Raw genomic sequence first — 19,760 nt, forward strand, 5'->3', positions numbered from 1 at the left:
AGACTATTATGGCTTCTAATCCTGGCAAAATTAATTGGTTGGTATTAGCTCACGTTGTTATTATTTGTTTAAGTAATACCTTGGTTCAGTATCCTTTTGTACTCTGGGGATTCCGGACGACCTGGGGGGCATTTAGTTACCCTCTGATTTTTATTCTTACTGATTTAACAACACGGTTATTAGGGCCAGAGAGTGCGAGAAAGACAATTTTTGCGGCCATGATACCAGGCCTTCTATGTTCCTATTTGATTTCCAATTGGTATGCTCATGGTGTTTTGTTAGCCTACAATAATTTGGTTTTGCGTATCGCGTTCGCGAGTTTTTGCGCCTATGTGGCAGGGCAGCTCCTGGACATCACGATTTTTCAGCGCTTGCGCCAGCAGGCAAAATGGTGGGTGGCACCTGCCGTATCGACTATTTTCGGTAATCTGTTTGATACCTATTGTTTCTTCTTTATTGCTTTTTATCAGAGTGGCAATGCCTTTTTAAGTACCCATTGGCTTGAAATTGCTACGGTTGATTTGATTTTTAAATTGCTAATCAGTCTCATTTCGTTTGTGCCGCTGTATGGTTTGATTCTGACATTAATTTTACGTAACAAGCCGATGGCCAGGGTTAACGCGCCTGGTTAGTAAAGCGACATGCACATTCGGATTTGGTTTATTTTGTATCCAATGCCAACTATGATGAAAAACAGGAATAATTATTACTTGCCGCGTATTTTGGTGAGCTGAATGATGCAATCTTGGCTTAGTGCGCAATGTATAAGCCGGTGGTAGAGTGGTAGATTACGCTTTGGTCATGGACCCAAATAGCGAATAAGACGGATGTCTGTGAGCTCAAAGCTTATCAGGATTTGGCTCAATCCTGTTGTGAGAAGACTAACGCTTTTTTAGTTTCCGAGGAGTTTGCATGGGCTATAAAGGTTATCGAAGAAGAGACTTTAGATTCATCGTTTAATAGCAATCGCCCTTTTTAGAAGGATATCATGACAAGGAAGGACAATTATTTTGAGCATGACGCCGATGTAGGCATTATAGGCTATGGGACTTCAATGGAGGCTTGTTTTACTGATGCTGCAAGAGCCATGTTCGCTTTAATGGCTGATTTATCCGCTGTTCATCCAAGCCATAAAATCAATGTTGAATTTGCAGAAGAGGACATTGAATTGGCTTTTGTGACCTGGCTCAATTTGCTCATCGCCCAGGCACAGGCTAATAATTTAATATTGGTAGAATTTGAACTCAAGAGAACCGGCTTTTTGTGGCAAGGTAAAGCGCGAGGGGAAATTTGGCATGCAGGGATTGAGCGCGGCATTGAAGTGAAGGGCGCCACCTTGACCCTATTATCAGTAAAACAAAAAGGCGATTTGTGGCAGGCTCAATGTGTTGTTGATGTTTAAGTCTGGCCCGGTGAAGGACAGCTGGCGATGGATATAAAGGGATTAAAACAAATCGATGAGTACCGCTGGGTACCCCTGGAAAAGCCCAATTCAGTAATGATGTTTGGTTCCAGGGAGCTTATTGCCGCAATGGATGAAAAAGTCCGGCAACAAATCATGAATGTGGCGAGTCTGCCTGGTTTGGTAGGGGCCGCCATGACCATGCCTGATGCGCATTGGGGTTATGGCTTTCCGATCGGTGGCGTCGCTGCTTTTGATGCAGAGGAGGGCGGCATTGTCTCTGCAGGTGGTGTTGGTTTCGATATTTCTTGTGGCATACGCTGTTTACGTAGCAATCTTTTTCTCAATGATATCCTTCCTTATATAGAGGATTTGGCTGAGCAGTTATTTGTTTCTGTTCCTTCTGGGGTGGGTGCTCAGGGAACGATTTCTTTGTCTATTTTAGAGCTCCATGACGTGATGCGTGGAGGGGCAACGTGGGCAGTCGATCAGGGTTATGGTTTTCACGACGATTTGGACTACATTGAAGAAAAAGGAATAATGGCAGGCGCTCATCCTGAGAATGTTTCTGAATTCGCCAAAAAACGCCAATTAAAGGAAATGGGGACTCTGGGCTCTGGTAATCATTATCTGGAAATTCAGGTGGTTAAAAAAATTTATGATGAACTTGCAGCCAAAGCCTTTGGTCTTGCTGAGGATCAAATTATTGTTGCCATCCATTGTGGTTCACGAGGTTTGGGACATCAAATTGGCTCGGATTATCTGATTTCTCTTGCTAAAGCAGCTAAAGGATTGGGAATTAAGTTACCCGATCGAGAACTGGCTTGTGCCCCTATTTTATCGGCGGCAGGTCAAGGATATCTTGGTGCTATGGCTTGTGGTGTGAATTGTGCGCTTGCTAACCGTCAAATCATTACCCATTTAACGCGCGATGCTTTTACCCGTATTTTGGCCGATGCCCGACTTGAAACCTTGTTTGATGTGTCCCATAACACCTGTAAAGGGGAGGCCCATTTGGTTAAAGGGAGAAGAAAAGAAATTTACATCCACCGTAAAGGAGCAACCAGGGCATTTGGACCTAAACACCCCTCTTTACCCAAACGTTATAATGAGGTAGGGCAGCCGGTTTGTATCGGCGGCAGTATGGGAACCGGTTCTTACATCTTGGCTGGTAATGCCGAGGATTTAAATCATGCTTTTGCTTCCGCCTGCCACGGTGCCGGGCGGCAGATGAGCCGCAGGCAAGCACTAAAACAATGGCAGGGAAAAGCGCTAATTCATGAATTGGCACGGCAAGGTATATATATCCGTAGTCATTCGATGCGTGGGGTTGCTGAAGAAGCACCGGGTGCTTATAAGGATGTTGATAAAGTCGTTGAAGCAACAGAATTTGCCGGTTTGGCGAGGCGAGTCGCTTTTTTAAAGCCATTGGCCTGCGTAAAAGGGTAAAAAATTAATGAAATCACGCTTGATTGGGGAGTTGGGACTTCTTTCGACGAAACTCGCCGTTTGTACGTCAGCCAGGAGGATTCGCGCACCGCACAGTCACGAAACAATCTCCAGCAGCAGCGATTTGGAAAGAAATCTATTGATTAGTGGTGGGAATAGACGAGGGTGGAATCTCTCCATCCTCTTTTGGTTTTACAACAGAGGCCGGTGTGGTGGTTTCATGATGCCCGTGTTCATGGTTGAAAAATGAGGCTCCTCCACTAACGTGTAATTTGGATGGCTCATCATGGTTATCACTTCTAGAGACAGTAACAGTCGTTAGTGTTGAATCGACAGTGTGAGTTAAAACCTGAGTTAAGCCAGTACTGATTTCATGGTGAGGGTTCATGTCAAGATCGTTACCAGCCTCAACTTGTACTTTTTTCTCATGGGTTTCTTCTAAGGTTTTTAAACCTGTTTGCAAGCGGTCACGCATAGTCGATTCATTGTATTTAAGAATAGCCGTTTTAACGGCATAGACAGTCACTATGGCGGCCACTGCGGCGAGGGTTACAAAAATCCCACCCGGAACAAAACACCAGGCAGCCATAATACCGACTAAGACAACAGCGGCTACTAGATTAACGATTGCTGCGTTTCGGTGTTTTATATAATTCGATTCACGGCGCAAAAGTTCTTGTTCAGCTTGTAAATCATTTCCGACAATAGGAGGGCTGTTTTTGTATTCAAGATAATTTTGTGCCGCAGCGAACATTTCTTTAAACACATCTACAGCAGAAGCAGCGACGAATAAACTGGCTACAATCGGTGACATAACCGTTGCAGACGCTATCCAAATCGCGTAGGCCGCGATGTTGATTGCTGTATTAGTGAATAGGAACGCATTATCACGGATGCGGTTAAAGAGGGAGCGTTTCTTATCAAAATGATTTTGATACATTGCGTAAAGGGCGGCAAAACCAGTATAAACTGCACCAAGAATGGGTATCCCGGTTGCTGACGCCAGGAATCCTTTTATGATGTCTATGGTGCCGGCCATCACGGGGCTCATATATAAATTGGCTACTATTGAAAATATCAAGGCCCCGGCTACAGCAAGCTCCATTTTCCCATAGGCAGTTTTTTCATCAATTAAATCGAGAATATCTCCAGCCTGGAGACTATTTTTTTCTTTTTTTAATTCAGCGAAGAAATCATAAACGGTCAAACTTGATTTTAAATACCTGTCCCAGTGACTTTGCGGTATATTCAGGTTTGTTAGCAGTGCCTTTAGCTTTTTGATGATTTCCTTATATTCAGGGGAACTATCCTCTTCTGAGTCTGAAATGGTTATGGTATGAAAATCGGTATTTAATTTGATAAGCTTGGTATCGTAAAACGTCATACGTGCTTTTAAGTCTTTAAAAGTTGATCCACCCCTAATATAAGCATTAAATTCATCCAGTGTTTTGCTTAATGTTGCTAGGGTCACTTTTCAATAACTCAAAAATCATAGATAGTTTTATTGTAGATTAATAAACTTAAAAAAATATTAATTGCCAGAGGGACTGGAACTTTGCTTAAAGTCTTAAGAAGGGAAAAGCAGAAGAGGGGGACTATTTTTTAATCGGTGAGATAGCTATTGTAAAGTTTAATATAATTACCATCTTTTTCTATTTTTAATAATTGTTGATTGATTGATTCAATTAAATCAGCCTTTTGTGGCAAAGCCATGATGGCAAAACCACCCCCTACAGTCATAGGGTCGCCCACATTGACCAGGACTCCATCACTGGTTTGTCGCCAATATTTCATTGAGATACTATCTGAAAATATGGCATCAGTATCCCCTTGATTTAGGCTGGCAATTAAAGCAACAGGTCCCTCATACAAAGCGATTTCGAATTCTAAACCATAATGATTGACTAGGAAATCCTCATAATCAGAGCCTCTTACTGCTCCTATTTTTTTCCCTTTTAAATCACTAATCGATTTCAAGCCGCTGTTCTTTAAAGCGATAAATTGCCCATGGCTTTCCATGTAAGGTAGGCTGAAAATATAAGTGGCTTTCCTGGCTTGGGAAATGGTGATTCCACCGATAGCCAGATCAAGTTTTCCTTCATTCAACGCGATATATAAATTATTGAATTCCATGGAATGAAATTCGCAATCTTCATTTATTTTCTGGCAGAGAAGTTTCATCAAATCAATATCGAATCCTTCTTCCTGATTGAACACAAAAGGGGGTCTATAAACGGGATTCCCGACTTTAATGGTTGCGTAAACAACAGCAATTTGCATTAAATAGCTCAACGCAATAATTGATAGCATTTTCTTTATTTTCTTCATTTCCCTCTAGAACCTATCAATTTAGTCCGAATAGCTGTTTATCCTGTAAGCGATTGCTTCTTTTGCAGGATCTCACCTGCTAAGTTTAGTACAATTTTGTATAAAGGAGGCTACACTAAAATTATCGAATTATTTTGCTTTAGGGATTATCGATAATTCATGTTTTCAATAAAACAATATAATGATCCACAGCAAGCAATAGAGCGCGTGGGCGAAATTTATGAAAACCAGACCGCCGGACTCCGCGAAGCATTCAAGCGTTTTGTTAACGGCGAAGACCTCACTAAACGAGTAAGGGCTTATTACCCTTTTGTGCGTATTAAAACAACAGTACGTACGAATGTCGATGCGCGTCATTCCTTTGGTTTTGTCACAGGACCAGGTTGCTATCAAACTACCTTAACGCGGCCTTTGTTATATAAAGAATATTTACTTAACCAATTTAGAGCATTAGTTGCTCATCATGATGTGCCTTTGTCTGTTGGACTCAGTGAGGTAGCAATTCCAGTACATTTTGCATTCCCTGAGGGATTGGATGTTGGGCGGGATTTAATCGAACCCGATCGGATAGGCCAGTTACCCGATATATTTGACGTACCTGATCTGACCACAATTGATGATCGTATCGTTAACGGAACTTACGAAAAAGTTGATGGTATGGATCCTCTCGCCCTTTTTTCCGCCCTTCGCATTGATTATTCCCTCCATCGCTTGAAGCATTATACGGCGACTTCACCGGAATTTTTTCAGTCTTATATCTTGTTCACCAATTATGCGTTTTATGTTGATGAATTTATCCGGATTGGGCGAGAGTTAATGCAGGCAACACCTGATCCCGATCTGCGTGCCTATCGACAACAATACACGGCTTTTGTTGAGCCTGGTAATGTGATGACCTGGAATACTAATTTGCCTGACTCACTGATTGATCGTGTGCAAAATGGCATTGCACCACTACGCCAGCCACAAATGCCTGCCTATCATTTATTGCGAGCAGATGGATCTGGTATTACCTTGATTAATATTGGTGTGGGTCCTTCCAATGCAAAAACAATTACTGATCATGTCGCTGTTCTGCGTCCGCATGTCTGGCTGATGCTAGGTCACTGTGCTGGTTTGTCGGCTGTACAACGAATAGGTGATTATGTTTTGGCGCATGCCTATGTTCGTGATGATCATGTTTTGGATGAGGAACTGCCTTTGTGGGTGCCGATTCCTTCTTTGGCTGAGGTACAACTGGCATTGCAGGATGCCGTTACCGATTGTACACAACTTAATGGTTATGAATTGAAGCGTATCATGCGTACTGGCACAGTTGCCTCAGTCAATGACCGTAATTGGGAGTTGCGCAATCATCGTATTCCTTTGTTGCATTTGAATCAGAGTCGGGCAATTGCCCTGGATATGGAAAGTGCGACAGTAGCAACCAATGGTTTTCGTTATCGCGTTCCCTATGGGACTTTGTTGTGTGTATCTGATAAGCCGTTGCATGGGGAAATCAAATTAATTGGTATAACCCGCCATTTTTACGAAAAAAGTGTCAATCAACATTTAAAAATCGGTATTAGAGCATTGGAGTTAATGCGTGAACGAGGTGGAGAGCAATTGCATAGTCGTAAGTTACGCAGTTTTTGGGACCCGGCCTTTCGCTAAATCCCAGAAAAATTGGATTCATTACTTTGCTTGAATCGTTGCACTATTTTTGCAATGATGGTAAGAAGTTACAGCGGGACTGTAATGAAATTGCACCAAGGTCTCATAATAGGGAGATTGTTATGACTAACTGCAGGTTAAGCCCGATGGCTTTAGGATTGGCTTTAGGGATTTTGTGGGGCATATCTATTTTTCTGATGGGCATCATCGCCTATTATTCTAGTTATGGACAGCCCTTTGTTGCTGCAATGGGTTCTTTGTATGTCGGTTATCAACCCTCGATTTTAGGCAGTGTGATTGGCGGCATTATCGGTTTTATCGATGCTTTCATTGGTGGGGTTATTCTAGCCTGGCTCTACAATTTATTTGCTCATTGCTGCTGTAAAAAAAGTGAAGTATGCGCTGTAGAAGAAACAACCATAGTTAAGGCTGCACCTAAGCCAAGGGCTAAGAAAACTACACCCTAATCTTTATTTGTTTTTTTACGTTTTAACAATCATAAGCCAGCTAAGCACTTTTAAATTAGCAAAGCTGGTTTTTCTTCATTTATTTCCAGGGTTCTCAGCGTTGGCACGGGGAAATAGTTGCTATCTTGGTGAGTATTGGCAGGAGCAATGCCTAATTTTATCGCTTCTTCCAAATCAGCTGGATATTGACTGATAACGTGAATACTTTCTCTATCGCTTGCGGGTAATTGTTCTTCAACCAGATACCGCAGTAAAGACATGGTGGAATGAGAATTCGTTGCCACGCGGGTTTGAGAGTCCGTTTTAAAAAGTTGATAGCGGTAGGATAAACAAAGAAAGATGTTGGGTGCTATTTCAATGGGCTGTTTATCATCTACTACACCGCAGTCAATTTGATTAAAATGAATTCCAGGATTCTTGTTTTGTAAGAGTTGAATTATTTTGTTTACATTTAATTCATTGGTATTGGATATTAAATAGACTGGTTCTTCTGCAGCTCGTTCGGCGAGTGTGGCAAAACGGGCTACTCTATCATCCTCCAGGCCAATGATTGCATTCCAAGCGTTTTCTAGCAGGGCCAAATTGGCTTCTTCTCTATAGGAGCAGCCAGCAATTTTTACTGAATCACTCACGCTACAGACAAAATCATCATCATCAAGAAAATCAAAAATAGTCAATAAATTAGCTAAGAATTGCCTGCTTGTAATTTTGCCAAGTTTATAAGGTTCGATGAGTGCTTTGTACTTAGTCTGATATTGGTACATGACCCACGCAAAATTGGTTCCCGACTGAAAAAAGCTTGGGCAACAGGTTAGACAGCCTGTAGAGTAATTATTGCAAAGCTGAGCAAAAGCTCGCACGCTTGTGGATATGGGATACAAAGAATGAACAGTAGATAAATTTACAATAAGAGTCATTGGCAGGTAAATAAATGGGTTAAAGCAGCAAATTATAAATTAATAAAGCTCATTAGAATAGCTATCAATGAGCTTGTAACTGTGGAGCAAGCTCGCTTAACAAGGATTGCTGCTATATGTTTGGCTTTGCTTTTCTGCTGCTGCCGTTGTTTCTATAATCTTATGCCTGGCACGCCTGGCGATCTCACGTTGTAATTCAGTGAAAAAAGCGGATTGATAAGGTTGAACAGGTGATTCTGGCTGTGAGACTTCTTTGACTGCTGGCCATGAATCCAATTCTGTTTTTATCTGAAACTGACTATTAACCAAAGAATCTAATGGTTTCACTTGTTGATAAGCAAGAAAAAAAGCCTCGCAGCGAGCAGCGAATCCTGGATTAGTCCTGATTAAAAACACAAATGAAGTTGATAAATAAGAAATCACTTTTGTATCAGAAAGCGTTGCTTGATTGCTAGTGACCCTTTCAAGCAATTCAGCTAAGGTTGAGTAAATTTCCGTATGATTTTTGTCGCTGGTTTCTTGTTGATAGCCGCTGACTAATTTATTGAGTAAACTGAGGCATTCATTACTTACAGACATTCCTTTCTCCGTCGATAATGATCATTTTATTAGATAGCATTCAAGATAGAAATGCAAGGGCGCTTTTGTGTAGTCTATTGGACCAATAAGGAAGAAAATTTATGTCAGGTAAGAAGGGCGAAAACCAGCAGGATAATCAGATTGTTCCAGCGTTTTTATATGGTACTGCGTGGAAGGAAGAGGCAACCGAAAATTTGGTTATTACCGCTCTTAAGACAGGATTTACTGGTATTGATACGGCAAATCAGCGCAAACATTATTATGAAGAAGGCGTTGGCCGGGGGATTCAAGTATTTTTAGCGGGCAGTGAAAAAACGCGTCAGGATTTATTTCTGCAAACAAAATTTACATTTGCCGCTGGCCAGGATCACCGCAAACCCTATCACGAAAGGGACTCTTATGAGTTACAGGTACAGCAATCTTTTCGCAGTTCGCTGGAGCATTTACAAACCGATTATATCGATTCTTATATTCTTCATGGGCCTTTATTTTCCGATGGACTAAGCACTGGGGATTGGGAAGTTTGGCATGCGATGGAAGCATTGTGGCGAGCCCAAAAAATCAAATTCCTGGGAATTTCAAATGTGACTCTTAAGCAGTTAGAAGAATTTTATACTTACTCGACAGTAAAGCCCACTTTTGTCCAGAACCGGTGTTTTGCGGTAAAACAATGGGATAAGGAAATCAGGGCTTTTTGTAGAGAGCAGGGACTTATTTATCAGGGGTTTTCTTTACTGACTGCCAATTATCAGTATTTTTCTCAGCCTTGGTTGCACTCCCTAGCCCAGAAATATCAAAAAAATAGGGCTCAGCTCATTTTTCGCTTCGCACTCCAAATGGAAATGTTGCCTTTGACAGGAACAACCGATCAGCAACATATGCGTGAGGATTTAGCGATTGGTGATTTCGTCTTGAGTGTTGATGAATTGGAGCAAATTGAGAATATAGCCTTGCGTTGAGTAAGACAACAGGGGTCGCTTAACGCATTAGGATTCTTTATTGTCAATAAGATCTAAATTTGCTCGAAAAGCTGTTTAATTCTGGACAACAGCGCTCTTTTTGTAACACTATTGCGCTGCATAAAATTACAGCAGAATCTAAACTGTATTAGCAGAGTAAGAGTGAGATTATGAAAAAGATAAAAAAACTAGTGAGTAGCTTTCTTATTGTTGCCCTGACAATAAGTATTTTGCCTCAGGCTTATGCGGCAGCAAAGACGAATTATGCTGCTATCGATGCAGAGAACCAGAAAAAAATTCTGGTTTATGTGAATCAATACCGTCAAAAACGTGGTTTGCCCCCTCTTAAAATGAATAAGCTTATTTCGCAAGAAGCAGAGCGTCATAGCCGTGATATGGCAACTCACCGTGTCCCCTTTGGTCATCAGTATTTCAGTAAGCGCATTAAGCGCATTTTTGATGACATTCAACAATGTCATGGTGGTGCAGAAAACGTTGCTTATAATTACAGAGATGCAAAAATAGTTGTTGAGCAATGGTTAACCAGCCCCGGGCATCGTCGCAACATTGAAGGACGTTATAATTTGACAGGTATAGGCCTGGCCCGCGACAGTAGGGGGAAACTCTATTTTACTCAAATTTTTGTACGGACCGATAATGCAGCCTATTTAGGTTAGTTAGAAAAAATCATGATTTTAGCAGATGTGGTAACCACATCTGCTGTTGTTTATCTATGGATTAAATCGGTATTCTAAGATGAAGTGGTTCGGCCTTAATCTTTTCTCTGACAAGTTCATAGCCGGTTCTGCCATTAGCAATATAAATTAAGGACCAGGCGCTAACCATCGACGCATCACCAAATACACAAATATCACTTTGCCCTAATTCATTAGCAAAGCCGCCAGAGATAACTGTAAAGGGAATACTTGAGCCGCCTATGTTCTTACAAAAATTTAAAGAAGGATTATTATAGTTACCTTTAAACAAAGGTGAATCAAAAGGAATAGCAGGCAGTTTTTTTATTAAGGTAGCAGCGATATTGGGTTTGGTCGAGGCAAATGATTCTAAACCAACCACAACAAAGCCCTTATCTATGCTAAAGGTACAGAACTGTTTGCTGCCGCCGTTGACCTGCCCAAAAGGCCCATCAAATTGGGCAGGCATCTCTTCTACTTGTCCCCCTGATTCAAGACAATACTCTGCATAAGCGTGAAGGTCGTTTTCGCTTGCAAAACAAGAGGTAGCAACAAGAAATAGAGCTAAGGTGGGCAATCGTTTCATAAAAGACTCCTAAAAGCTGAAATGTATGCCATGCATTCAGTTTGAACCTAACTCTTTTCGAGACAAATAAACGAGGAAGCGATCAAGCATTTTGACACTGAGTAGCCGTTTGAGCCATACAAAAAGATGGGCAGGAAACGTGACACGATACTTGGCGCGCGGATTTTTTGCTTCAATGGCATGAATCAGTTTCTTAATGACTGCATCAGTACCTTGTGTGAAGGGAGAGTCGGTTTTTTGCTGGCGGTAATTACCAAGCATCTGCTGATATTGAGCTCGAAAGTAACTATGTTCTTTATCAATGTTTTGCAGAGAATTATCAATGCAGTTATCCCTGAATCGACTTTCGATTGGGCCAGGCTCTACAGTGATTACCCGAATACCGGACGATTGAAGTTCAAGGCGCAGCGTATCACTCAAACCTTCTACGGCATATTTCGATGCATTATAAGCACCCCGAAAAGGCAAACTGATAACCCCCAGAATGGAACTCATATTGATAATGCGTCCCTGGCCTTGCCTGCGCATGAGGGGGATAGCCAGGCGGGTAAGATCTAACAGGCCAAAAACGTTGGTCTCAAATTGACTGCGCAAGGCTCCTCGGGAGATATCTTCCAAAGCCCCTACTTGGCCATAACCTGCATTATTGATAAGCACATCCAGGCGCCCGCCAGTTTTTGCCAGGACTTCTGTGAATGCCGCTTCAATGGATGTCGTGTCATCCATATCCATACGAACGGTTTCAAGTCCAAGCGCTGTCAGTTTTTGGACATCGTCGTCTTTACGGCAGGAGGCAATAACACGGTGCCCTCGTTTGGCTAAGGCAAGTGCAGCATCATGGCCAATGCCAGTGGAACAACCAGTTAGCAGGATAGTTTTTTGGTGCATGAGATTTGAGATTCACTATTCAGGTCAGATTGAGATTTTCATCTTATAAAAAACTGGCTTTCATGACAAACAGAATGGCGTATTCCGACCCAGGGAGTTATTGCAGTTTGGTACGAGACATGTTTTGATTTGGGGCAACATTTTTTCTCTCGATCTGGGTATTTAATAGGATGAAAAATATATTGATTACTGGTGCTAACCGGGGCCTTGGATTGGAATTTGTCAGGCAATTGAGTGAGTTAGACAGCCATATTTTTGCCGCTTGCCGCTTGCCCGAACAAGCCGATGAATTACAGAAATTGGCAGTACAAAGAAAAAATATCGTTCTTTGCCAATTAGATCTTGCCAAGGACGAAACTATTTTGGCCTTGGCTAAAAAATTAAGTAAGCAACCTCTCGATTGGCTTGTTAATAATGCTGGTATTAGTGGTGCTCAAGGAGTGACGGTTGGCAATATAGAACGTGATAATTTTTTAGAGGTACTGGCGATCAATTGTTTTGGTGCATTGAAAGTGGCTGATGCCTTGTTACCCCAATTAGGTAAGGGGAAGGAGAAATTAATTATTAACATTAGTTCGCGTATGGGGAGTATTAGCGATAACCAGCGAGGGCGTAGTTATGCCTATCGCACAAGCAAGGCTGCATTGAATTGTGCGATGCGTGCTTTCGCTTTGGATGTGGCTAATGAAGGTATTCATGTGATGCTATTGCATCCTGGTTGGGTAAAAACTCGTTTGGGAGGCTCCGATGCACCCATCGATGCACAAACCAGCGTCGCCAGTATGTTAAAAGTCATTGCAAAACATAAGCATCATAGCCATGCTGAAGTACTACTAAGCTATGATGGTAGTACGATCGATTGGTAACGCATTAAAGGTTATAGAGTATTGATTATGTTAAAAAATTATTTTGATTCCCCTTTTAAGGGTGTCCCGTTGGCACAACAAGTGACTAATCCCAATATTAGTGTGGGGCCGTATAGCTACTATTCTGGTTATTACCATGGCCATAGCTTTGATGATTGTGCTCGTTATCTCATGCCTGACAGCGAGGAAGTAGACAAGCTCATTATCGGAAGCTTCTGCTCAATTGGAAGTGGCGTTGCATTTATGATGGCTGGTAATCAGGGCCATCGCACAGACTGGCTTAGTACCTTTCCTTTTTTTTACCTTGATGAAAGTGAGTTGGGCGGCGCAATAGATGGCTACCAGGCAGCAGGGAATACTGTTATTGGCAATGATGTTTGGATTGGTACCGAAGCATTGATTATGCCCGGTATTCAGATCGGTCATGGGGCGATTATTGCCAGCCGTGCTGTAGTAACTAAAAATGTTGAACCCTACGCTATTGTTGGAGGTAATCCGGCAAAACTCATTCGGAAGCGTTTTAGTGATCAAACCATCGATATTTTATTAGCCATGGCATGGTGGGATTGGCCTTTAGAACGATTGACCCCCGCGATGCCTCTATTATGCTCTGGTGATATTCAGGCCTTACAGGACTACTGGTTATCCTGGCATACCTCTGGCTAAACGTGTTTATTGCTAAACTTTCATAACATGTCCCTGTTAAGGGAGCAGGCCTGGCTCCGGGAGCGAGAAAATGCATTCGATCAGCGAATGGTGGATGTGGTTGGGTTTTTTTCTCTTAGTGAGCCTGGTATTAGCCATTGACATTTTTTTATTGGGCAGGAGGAAAGCACACCGTATCTCAATTAAAGAGGCACTTACCTGGGTTTCAATCTGGATATCCCTGGCCTTGTTATTTAATTTGTTTCTTTGGTGGTATTTAATTCATACAGCCGGCGTCGTTATCGCTCATCAAAAAGCGATGGAATTTTTAACCGGTTATTTAATTGAAGAATCACTTTCAATTGACAACATGTTTATTTTCATCATGATTTTCAATTATTTTGCAGTTCCTCATGAATACCAGCGCCGTGTTTTATTATATGGAGTCATGGGCGCTATTGTCATGCGTTTGGGTATCATTTTGTTGGGTGTTTTTCTGGTAGAAAAATTCCATTGGATTTTATATATCTTTGGTCTGGTTTTGATAGCAACCGGTATTAAAATGTTTATCTTTTCTGAACAAAAATTTGATTTTACGGAAAATTGGGTTTTACGTTGGATGAGAACTTATCTGCGGGTTAGCACGGCTTTTCATGAGGAAAAATTCTTTATAAAACAGGGAAATTTGCTCTATGCAACCCCTTTGTTTTTAGCTTTGGTACTGATTGAGGTGAGTGATTTAATTTTTGCTTTAGATAGTCTTCCCGCCATTTTTGCAATTACAAACGATCCGTTCATTGTTTTTACATCGAACATTTTTGCCATTATGGGTTTACGTGCCCTTTATTTTTTGTTGGCAAATATAGCCGAACGCTTTCATTTACTTAAATATGGTATTGCACTGATTCTGGTATTTATTGGATTTAAAATGTTGTTGAGTTATTGGTTCAAGATGCCTATCTATATTGCCCTTGGGGTAGTCGTGATTACTTTGGCGGGTAGTATAGTGCTCAGTTTACAGCAGACTGCCAGGAGAAAAGAGGGAAAATAAAACAATCAGCTCATTTTTTTCTATTTGGGTGGCATATAATAGACATTAATAGGATTAATAGAAGAGTAATATGGCTTCACAGAGCAATTTACCACCGATCGTTATCCTAAGCCGTTCATCTTCTTCAAGTGGTCAGATTCTAAGCCAGGATTCTGAAGGTGGGAATCTGGCATTGGGGATGTCTGAATCCTTTGTTTATATTCCAATTATCTTAGTAGAACAAAGTTTAGTAACGCCTGATTACGAACTTTATCTTTTTAAAGACTATGAAAATCTTAGCGAAAAAATTGACGAAATAATAAAAACTGGCCGTGATGCGATTATCCTGCTGGGAAGTGGAAAAGAACGGGTTGCCTATTTTATTGAGGATAAAGGCCTGGTTTCTTCCACGCCTAGTGAAATCAGATACGGCTTTGATGTAGAGAAACTGAATCATCTCCAACTTGATGATAAGCAAAAAGTGGATCGAGCGAACAATGACCTGGTTACAGTGAGAGGAATAATTAGACAACTTCGATTACAGAGTGGTCGTGGTAATGAGGTTGAAGTGAATGGAACTCGAACAGGCCATCATGTATTTTCTCAGAGTTTCGGTCCTTGTAATCCTGTATTGGCACGACGTAAAAAAGATAATCAATTTGTTCTTCATCATGCTGATAGTTCATCTGTTGATGATACTGGTGGTATTGGTGCATTTTTACAAAGTGTAAAACTCGGCGAAGGAGCACAAGGTGTTTTTGTGGTGCAAAATCCTAAAGTCAAAAGAAATGTTGTTAAAGCACCTTTGATAGCTGGGGGTATTGCCGTGCAATTGCAGGATCAGAGTGTAAAACGCATCAATTTACCTGAAGGCTTCACTGCTATAGCCTGCATTAACGGAAATACGGTGATTTTGGCTAACAAGCTAGTCGTTTTTCACGGTAATGACGAGAAGGAAAAATTGCTACAGGATTTGAGTGAAGCGCAGAGTTCTATGGAAAAAAGCCGGGAAATTAATAGTCACGCAGGCCCTGATATTATTGCATTGTCCCAGACCTTGAAGGATGTGGTTACTGTGAATGGTGAAATGAAAAAAAAACTTAATGACAAAGAAGACCCCTATAAAGACTTGATTAATAATTTGAAAGAACTAGGGATTGGGGAAAAAACGACTGAAAAAAAAAGTATTTTTCAGCGTTTGCTGAAGCTTTAATGATTTGAATTGCAGGTAGGGTACTGTTTGAATGAGAAAGAGGTTTTTCTATAAGAATTCTGACTTATCGTGTTTTCTTTAAAAATGACAACTATTGTATGACTAAAAAAGGATGTTTTTTCTTGCCCTGATGCCTGGGAATAATTACTTAAGCAATATCAGTTGTTTCACAGGATTCATTTACATATAATTCGCGTGCTTTCATTTAACACAGGGGCGTGAATTATGAAGAGGATAGTGTTTGTTTTACTTGCCGGCTTGTTTCTTTCCAATGTACAGGCCTCTACACAGCGAAGTACTTTTTTCTGCGGTTATAAAGATTATTTTCATTTAAGCAGCAGTACCCATCCAAATATTTATATCCGCAGTGCCAACAATAATCAGGATTTAAACCTTTTAATAATCGGGCCTCGTAGCTTTGAAATTAGAGATACGGATGCCTGCAACACAGGTTACGCTCACGTTGGGGTCGCTTATGATGATTATCATTGGTGCATATTGGATATTAAAGATGGCCCTTATATGATGCACCCCTCTATAAGAGCTGCCTGTAGTGGGATGGAGTATAAGGGACTCAGTTATGATGGATTTAATACCTATTCTTACACGATAAATATTGATTGATTGGAAGAGAGGGTGAGTTGCTTATAGTTGTCTCACAGCAACTCATCCTGATAACAGCTTATGGCCAACCAAGTCCGGTAACAACCGCTGCAAAAATAACAACGGCCCAGGAAGGAATATTACAAAAAAGCAATAATAGAAAACAAACTACTGCCAGAAAATAATCAGCGAGATTGTAAATAGCACTTGTCCATACGGGGTTATAAAAGGCAGCTAATAAGAGGCCAACCACGGCGGCGTTTACTCCCAGCATTGCGCGTTGAATAACAAAATGGTTACGTAAGACTTCCCAGAAAGGCAGGGTCCCTATGATTAGCAAAAAGGACGGTAAAAATATGGCGATTAGAGCAATACTAGCGCCTACGAAGCCTGCCGGTGTTTGTGTGGATAGAGCCCCCAGGTAGGCAGCGAAGGTAAAGAGAGGGCCTGGTAAGGCTTGTGCTATTCCGTAACCAGCAAGAAATTGATTGTTTGTTACCCAGCCCGAAGGAACTACCAATGTTTGTAGTAGGGGCAAAACCACATGCCCGCCACCAAACACGAGTGCTCCGGCACGATAGAAACCAGCAAATAACGTTGTCACATAACTCTCCGTTTCCAAGGCAAGCACGGGTAATAGAAACAGCAAAAGAAAGAAGAGAGTCAGGCATACCAAACCACGCTTTTTATTGATGGGTATTGACAGAGAACAATGAGGTAGTTGGGTTGGTGGCGTAAGTAGCCACCAGCCTAATAGACCGCCTCCCAACATAACAATGAGTTGTCCTAAAATGCCAACGATTAACGAGGTAACTATTGCAGCGACAAGGGCAATACTTATGCGAATCCTATCAGGCGTTAAGATTTTTGCCATCCCCCACAATGCTTGGGCCACAATTGCAACAGCAACTACCTTCAAACCATGCAGCCAATTATTATTCACCGTTTGCAGGTGAGTCATCGCTATGGCAAATACTAGCATTATGATAGCTGATGGTAAGGTAAATCCTAGCCAGGCTGCTATGGCACCTTTAAGTCCGGCACGTGATAAACCCAGAGCAATACCGACCTGACTGCTGGCTGGGCCAGGTAAAAATTGACTTAAGGCGACCAAATCGGCGTAGGATTGCTCGGTTAACCATTTTTGGCGTAGAACAAACTCCTCTCTGAAATAGCCGAGATGAGCAATCGGACCACCAAAACAAGTGCAACCTAATTTGAGGAAAAGTAAAAATATACCGAAGACGGTTGGTGTTTTTGAAGGGAGGCTTATGGTTGTTTTCTTCATGAATCAATCCAGGTTGCCGTTAAGTATGAGGATCTATAAACAACCAGCCTTAACCCAATTGGTTTAAGGAGGAATATAAGCAATAACGCTTTATTTCTGCAAGACATATCTGCCGGGAGCAGCAGGAAGAGAGTCAGGCAGTTTTGGAGGGGAGACCCGTGTTGCGCTAGAGTGTTGAACCAACCAATGGTGTAAGGCCAGCCACCATGAGCCGTGTTTGATTGTTGCAATTTCGAGCCAGTTCGTTGGATCAATATAGGTTGTATCTTTCTTGTGCCTGTGGATACGGTAAGTTCTATTCTTGCGTCCTGGCTCACTAACTATGCCAGCATTATGCCCTCCCTCGGTTAATACAAAAGTAATATCATCATTGATCATCAGATGAATTTTATATACCGAACGCCAGGGAGCGACGTGGTCTTTTTCTGTGCTAACAATAAAGGCGGGCAAATGAATATTGGCAGCGACTACGGGCATGCCTTCAACTTTAAAACGCCCTGCAGAAAAATCATTATCGAGAAAAAGCTTTTCCAAATATTCACTATGCATTTTATAGGGCATGCGGGTGGCATCGGCATTCCAGGCTAACAGATCAATGAGACCGCGTTGAGTACCCGCCATATAGTCATGCACCATTTTTGACCATATTAAGTCATAGCTGCGGAGCATCTGGAAAGAGCCAGCCATTTGTTTCGTATCCAGATAACCCTGTCCCCACATCATATTTTTCAGAAAAGAAACCTGGCTTTCCGTGATAAAGAGCATTAGTTCTCCTGCTTCACTGAAATCGCCTTGTGCTGCTAATAGTACGAGACTGTTAAGACGCTCATCGCCATTTCTGGCCATTGCTGCCGCAGTAATCATCGCTAAAGTACCACCGAGGCAGTAGCCCATAAGATTAATTTTGGTTTTTGGTTGAATGGCGGAAACGGCATCAATTGCTGCCATAGCCCCTAAGCGGTAATAATCATCCATGCCTAAATTACGGTCCTTGCTGTCTGGATTGCGCCAGGAAACGATATAGACCGTATGTCCTTTGCTAACAAACCAATTCACCATTGAGTTTTTTGGCGAGAGGTCGAGAATATAATATTTCATAATCCATGCGGGCAATATGAGGAGGGGCTCTCTAAAAACGGTTTGGGTCTGTGGTTTATATTGGATGAGCTCAATCAAATGATTACGAAAGACGATTTTTCCTGGTGTAATAGCCACCGTTTTGCCAGGGATAAAGTGTTCAATTCCAGCTGGCGGCGCACCGATTAATCGTTCCAGGGTGTCTTGTAGAGCGAGTTTAGTCCCGTGAATTAAATTAAGACCATTTGAGCGAATTGTCTCATAAAAGAGATTAGGGTTAGTCAATACAAAATTGGATGGTGATAAAGCATCCATGATTTGCCGAATGCAAAAAGCAACCGTTCGTTCGACATGTTCGGGTAAACCGGGAATCTCGGTGGTCGCACGCCGCCACCAATCTTCTATTTGGAGAAAGCCCTCGGCCCAAAAACGCCAAGGGAGGGACTCCCAATTTTCGGTATGGAATCTTACATCACGGCCGTTACCTGGTCTGGTTTCGCATAAAATTTTGTTGCCGCAATCTTCGGTATGGAGAAGTGGATAAAGCGCTAGTTCTGTTAAGCGGCCTGGGCAGAGCGCTAATTGGGCTAGCCAGGAAAAATAAGCCGTGCTGAGGGCTGCGGGACTTATTCCGGCAGATATTTTAGCAAGATTTGCCTGAAAAAATTGATCAAAGAGATTAAAAAAAACAATTAACTCACTGGCTTCCTTAAAGGAAGAAGCCCGCTCAGGATAACCAGGAATTATGGTTGTCGGGCGTGATTTTGATAATCGTCGTACTTTTGAAATTTTATTTTTTGAGCCAGCCATTGCCCTTCCTTGGGGTTGTATAATTTTCAGACTTCTAATTACAAAGTAGCACTAAAACAGTCGTTTAGCGAAGCATTGGGTGCAAAAACAAGACGAAATTTTTGTTTCGATAGGCTTAAGGGAATAGTAAAGCTAATGAATTTATCATCGCGGCAGACCCTTTTATGAGTGGTTGCTAATAATTCGCCTGCTAAAGTCAAGTTATCCATAAGGAACGCAGTTATTCATAAGGTTTTTTTAGAGAAAGCTAGATAGGTCGGCTCAAGATCTTAGGGATAAGAGACAAGATGTAGCATGTAATTAGG

The 19,760-nt window shown here is 41.7% G+C and carries 20 protein-coding genes; 12 read left to right on the top strand and 8 right to left on the bottom strand.

The window, feature by feature from the left end:
* The first annotated feature begins 8 nt into the window (after positions 1 to 8).
* The 3 genes from DYC89_RS00475 (at position 9) to DYC89_RS00485 (ending at position 2,851) form a co-directional block, all read left to right on the top strand.
* Positions 9 to 632 carry a 7-cyano-7-deazaguanine/7-aminomethyl-7-deazaguanine transporter gene (locus DYC89_RS00475; protein WP_115220020.1) on the top strand — a complete coding sequence of 208 codons (624 nt, stop codon included), beginning with the start codon at positions 9 to 11 and terminating at the stop codon, positions 630 to 632.
* A 356-nt stretch (positions 633 to 988) separates the two neighbouring features.
* Positions 989 to 1,402: an archease gene (locus DYC89_RS00480; RefSeq protein WP_115220021.1), complete on the top strand. Its 414-nt coding sequence runs from the start codon at positions 989 to 991 to the stop codon at positions 1,400 to 1,402.
* 27 nt (positions 1,403 to 1,429) lie between these two features.
* The gene (locus tag DYC89_RS00485) at positions 1,430 to 2,851 is read left to right on the top strand and encodes an RtcB family protein (protein ID WP_115220022.1); all 1,422 of its coding nucleotides are present in this window, start codon (positions 1,430 to 1,432) and stop codon (positions 2,849 to 2,851) included.
* 136 nt (positions 2,852 to 2,987) lie between these two features.
* Here the strand turns inward: DYC89_RS00485 and DYC89_RS00490 are convergent, their stop codons facing one another.
* Both DYC89_RS00490 and DYC89_RS00495 read right to left on the bottom strand, forming a co-directional pair.
* Entirely contained in the window at positions 2,988 to 4,322 is a 1,335-nt protein-coding gene (locus tag DYC89_RS00490) for a hypothetical protein (RefSeq protein WP_115220023.1), read from the bottom strand.
* Between the two features lie 131 nt (positions 4,323 to 4,453).
* On the bottom strand, positions 4,454 to 5,179 hold the full coding sequence (locus DYC89_RS00495) for a transporter substrate-binding domain-containing protein (RefSeq protein ID WP_115220024.1): 726 nt from the start codon (positions 5,177 to 5,179) through the stop codon (positions 4,454 to 4,456).
* A 159-nt stretch (positions 5,180 to 5,338) separates the two neighbouring features.
* Between DYC89_RS00495 and DYC89_RS00500 the strand changes: the two genes are divergently transcribed.
* Entirely contained in the window at positions 5,339 to 6,832 is a 1,494-nt protein-coding gene (locus DYC89_RS00500) for an AMP nucleosidase (protein ID WP_115220025.1), read from the top strand.
* Positions 6,833 to 6,954: 122 nt separating this feature from the next.
* Entirely contained in the window at positions 6,955 to 7,299 is a 345-nt protein-coding gene (locus tag DYC89_RS00505; RefSeq protein WP_181879288.1) for a bacteriophage holin, read from the top strand.
* Positions 7,300 to 7,349: 50 nt separating this feature from the next.
* Here DYC89_RS00505 and DYC89_RS00510 read toward each other — a convergent pair whose 3' ends face one another.
* Both DYC89_RS00510 and DYC89_RS00515 read right to left on the bottom strand, forming a co-directional pair.
* A complete protein-coding gene (locus DYC89_RS00510; protein WP_115220026.1) occupies positions 7,350 to 8,063 on the bottom strand; it encodes a hypothetical protein in 714 nt (237 codons plus the stop codon).
* Between the two features lie 249 nt (positions 8,064 to 8,312).
* Positions 8,313 to 8,795 (bottom strand): hypothetical protein, encoded by a 483-nt coding sequence (locus DYC89_RS00515; protein WP_115220027.1) that lies wholly within the window; start codon positions 8,793 to 8,795, stop codon positions 8,313 to 8,315.
* 101 nt (positions 8,796 to 8,896) lie between these two features.
* Between DYC89_RS00515 and DYC89_RS00520 the strand changes: the two genes are divergently transcribed.
* The gene (locus DYC89_RS00520; protein WP_115220028.1) at positions 8,897 to 9,754 is read left to right on the top strand and encodes an aldo/keto reductase family protein; all 858 of its coding nucleotides are present in this window, start codon (positions 8,897 to 8,899) and stop codon (positions 9,752 to 9,754) included.
* A gap of 170 nt (positions 9,755 to 9,924) precedes the next feature.
* A complete protein-coding gene (locus tag DYC89_RS00525) occupies positions 9,925 to 10,431 on the top strand; it encodes a CAP domain-containing protein (RefSeq protein WP_228363592.1) in 507 nt (168 codons plus the stop codon).
* 61 nt (positions 10,432 to 10,492) lie between these two features.
* On the opposite strand, the gene DYC89_RS00530 is transcribed toward DYC89_RS00525, so the two are convergent.
* Both DYC89_RS00530 and DYC89_RS00535 read right to left on the bottom strand, forming a co-directional pair.
* Positions 10,493 to 11,035: a hypothetical protein gene (locus DYC89_RS00530; protein WP_115220029.1), complete on the bottom strand. Its 543-nt coding sequence runs from the start codon at positions 11,033 to 11,035 to the stop codon at positions 10,493 to 10,495.
* A gap of 36 nt (positions 11,036 to 11,071) precedes the next feature.
* Positions 11,072 to 11,923: an SDR family NAD(P)-dependent oxidoreductase gene (locus DYC89_RS00535; protein WP_115220030.1), complete on the bottom strand. Its 852-nt coding sequence runs from the start codon at positions 11,921 to 11,923 to the stop codon at positions 11,072 to 11,074.
* Positions 11,924 to 12,093: 170 nt separating this feature from the next.
* Here DYC89_RS00535 and DYC89_RS00540 point away from each other — a divergent pair, with 170 nt between their 5' ends.
* The 5 genes from DYC89_RS00540 to DYC89_RS00560 all read left to right on the top strand — a co-directional run bounded on the left by DYC89_RS00540 (position 12,094) and on the right by DYC89_RS00560 (position 16,301).
* Positions 12,094 to 12,789 (top strand): SDR family oxidoreductase, encoded by a 696-nt coding sequence (locus DYC89_RS00540; RefSeq protein ID WP_115220031.1) that lies wholly within the window; start codon positions 12,094 to 12,096, stop codon positions 12,787 to 12,789.
* A 27-nt stretch (positions 12,790 to 12,816) separates the two neighbouring features.
* On the top strand, positions 12,817 to 13,455 hold the full coding sequence (gene catB, locus DYC89_RS00545; RefSeq protein ID WP_115220032.1) for a type B chloramphenicol O-acetyltransferase: 639 nt from the start codon (positions 12,817 to 12,819) through the stop codon (positions 13,453 to 13,455).
* Between the two features lie 70 nt (positions 13,456 to 13,525).
* Positions 13,526 to 14,485 carry a TerC family protein gene (locus DYC89_RS00550; protein ID WP_115220033.1) on the top strand — a complete coding sequence of 320 codons (960 nt, stop codon included), beginning with the start codon at positions 13,526 to 13,528 and terminating at the stop codon, positions 14,483 to 14,485.
* Positions 14,486 to 14,555: 70 nt separating this feature from the next.
* Positions 14,556 to 15,677: a hypothetical protein gene (locus DYC89_RS00555; protein WP_115220034.1), complete on the top strand. Its 1,122-nt coding sequence runs from the start codon at positions 14,556 to 14,558 to the stop codon at positions 15,675 to 15,677.
* A gap of 225 nt (positions 15,678 to 15,902) precedes the next feature.
* Positions 15,903 to 16,301, top strand: coding sequence for a hypothetical protein (locus tag DYC89_RS00560; protein WP_115220035.1), 399 nt, complete (start codon positions 15,903 to 15,905; stop codon positions 16,299 to 16,301).
* Between the two features lie 58 nt (positions 16,302 to 16,359).
* On the opposite strand, the gene chrA is transcribed toward DYC89_RS00560, so the two are convergent.
* On the bottom strand, positions 16,360 to 17,568 hold the full coding sequence (chrA, locus tag DYC89_RS00565) for a chromate efflux transporter (RefSeq protein ID WP_115220036.1): 1,209 nt from the start codon (positions 17,566 to 17,568) through the stop codon (positions 16,360 to 16,362).
* Positions 17,569 to 17,658: 90 nt separating this feature from the next.
* Positions 17,659 to 19,455: a PHA/PHB synthase family protein gene (locus DYC89_RS00570; RefSeq protein ID WP_115220037.1), complete on the bottom strand. Its 1,797-nt coding sequence runs from the start codon at positions 19,453 to 19,455 to the stop codon at positions 17,659 to 17,661.
* Positions 19,456 to 19,760: the final 305 nt, after the last annotated feature.

Origin of the sequence: Legionella donaldsonii (assembly GCF_900452385.1) — a bacterium.
GTDB lineage: Bacteria > Pseudomonadota > Gammaproteobacteria > Legionellales > Legionellaceae > Tatlockia > Tatlockia donaldsonii.

Bases quoted from the DNA above. Each gene is read 5' to 3' on its own strand.
- catB (WP_115220032.1), top strand. From the start codon at position 12,817: ATGTTAAAAAATTATTTTGATTCCCCTTTTAAGGGTGTCCCGTTGGCA.
- DYC89_RS00525 (WP_228363592.1), top strand. From the start codon at position 9,925: ATGAAAAAGATAAAAAAACTAGTGAGTAGCTTTCTTATTGTTGCCCTG.
- DYC89_RS00535 (WP_115220030.1), bottom strand. From the start codon at position 11,923: ATGCACCAAAAAACTATCCTGCTAACTGGTTGTTCCACTGGCATTGGC.
- DYC89_RS00510 (WP_115220026.1), bottom strand. From the start codon at position 8,063: ATGTACCAATATCAGACTAAGTACAAAGCACTCATCGAACCTTATAAA.
- DYC89_RS00555 (WP_115220034.1), top strand. From the start codon at position 14,556: ATGGCTTCACAGAGCAATTTACCACCGATCGTTATCCTAAGCCGTTCA.
- DYC89_RS00540 (WP_115220031.1), top strand. From the start codon at position 12,094: ATGAAAAATATATTGATTACTGGTGCTAACCGGGGCCTTGGATTGGAA.
- DYC89_RS00480 (WP_115220021.1), top strand. From the start codon at position 989: ATGACAAGGAAGGACAATTATTTTGAGCATGACGCCGATGTAGGCATT.
- DYC89_RS00505 (WP_181879288.1), top strand. From the start codon at position 6,955: ATGACTAACTGCAGGTTAAGCCCGATGGCTTTAGGATTGGCTTTAGGG.
- DYC89_RS00485 (WP_115220022.1), top strand. From the start codon at position 1,430: ATGGATATAAAGGGATTAAAACAAATCGATGAGTACCGCTGGGTACCC.
- DYC89_RS00530 (WP_115220029.1), bottom strand. From the start codon at position 11,035: ATGAAACGATTGCCCACCTTAGCTCTATTTCTTGTTGCTACCTCTTGT.
- DYC89_RS00520 (WP_115220028.1), top strand. From the start codon at position 8,897: ATGTCAGGTAAGAAGGGCGAAAACCAGCAGGATAATCAGATTGTTCCA.
- DYC89_RS00500 (WP_115220025.1), top strand. From the start codon at position 5,339: ATGTTTTCAATAAAACAATATAATGATCCACAGCAAGCAATAGAGCGC.
- DYC89_RS00475 (WP_115220020.1), top strand. From the start codon at position 9: ATGGCTTCTAATCCTGGCAAAATTAATTGGTTGGTATTAGCTCACGTT.
- DYC89_RS00560 (WP_115220035.1), top strand. From the start codon at position 15,903: ATGAAGAGGATAGTGTTTGTTTTACTTGCCGGCTTGTTTCTTTCCAAT.
- DYC89_RS00570 (WP_115220037.1), bottom strand. From the start codon at position 19,455: ATGGCTGGCTCAAAAAATAAAATTTCAAAAGTACGACGATTATCAAAA.
- chrA (WP_115220036.1), bottom strand. From the start codon at position 17,568: ATGAAGAAAACAACCATAAGCCTCCCTTCAAAAACACCAACCGTCTTC.
- DYC89_RS00515 (WP_115220027.1), bottom strand. From the start codon at position 8,795: ATGTCTGTAAGTAATGAATGCCTCAGTTTACTCAATAAATTAGTCAGC.
- DYC89_RS00495 (WP_115220024.1), bottom strand. From the start codon at position 5,179: ATGAAGAAAATAAAGAAAATGCTATCAATTATTGCGTTGAGCTATTTA.
- DYC89_RS00550 (WP_115220033.1), top strand. From the start codon at position 13,526: ATGCATTCGATCAGCGAATGGTGGATGTGGTTGGGTTTTTTTCTCTTA.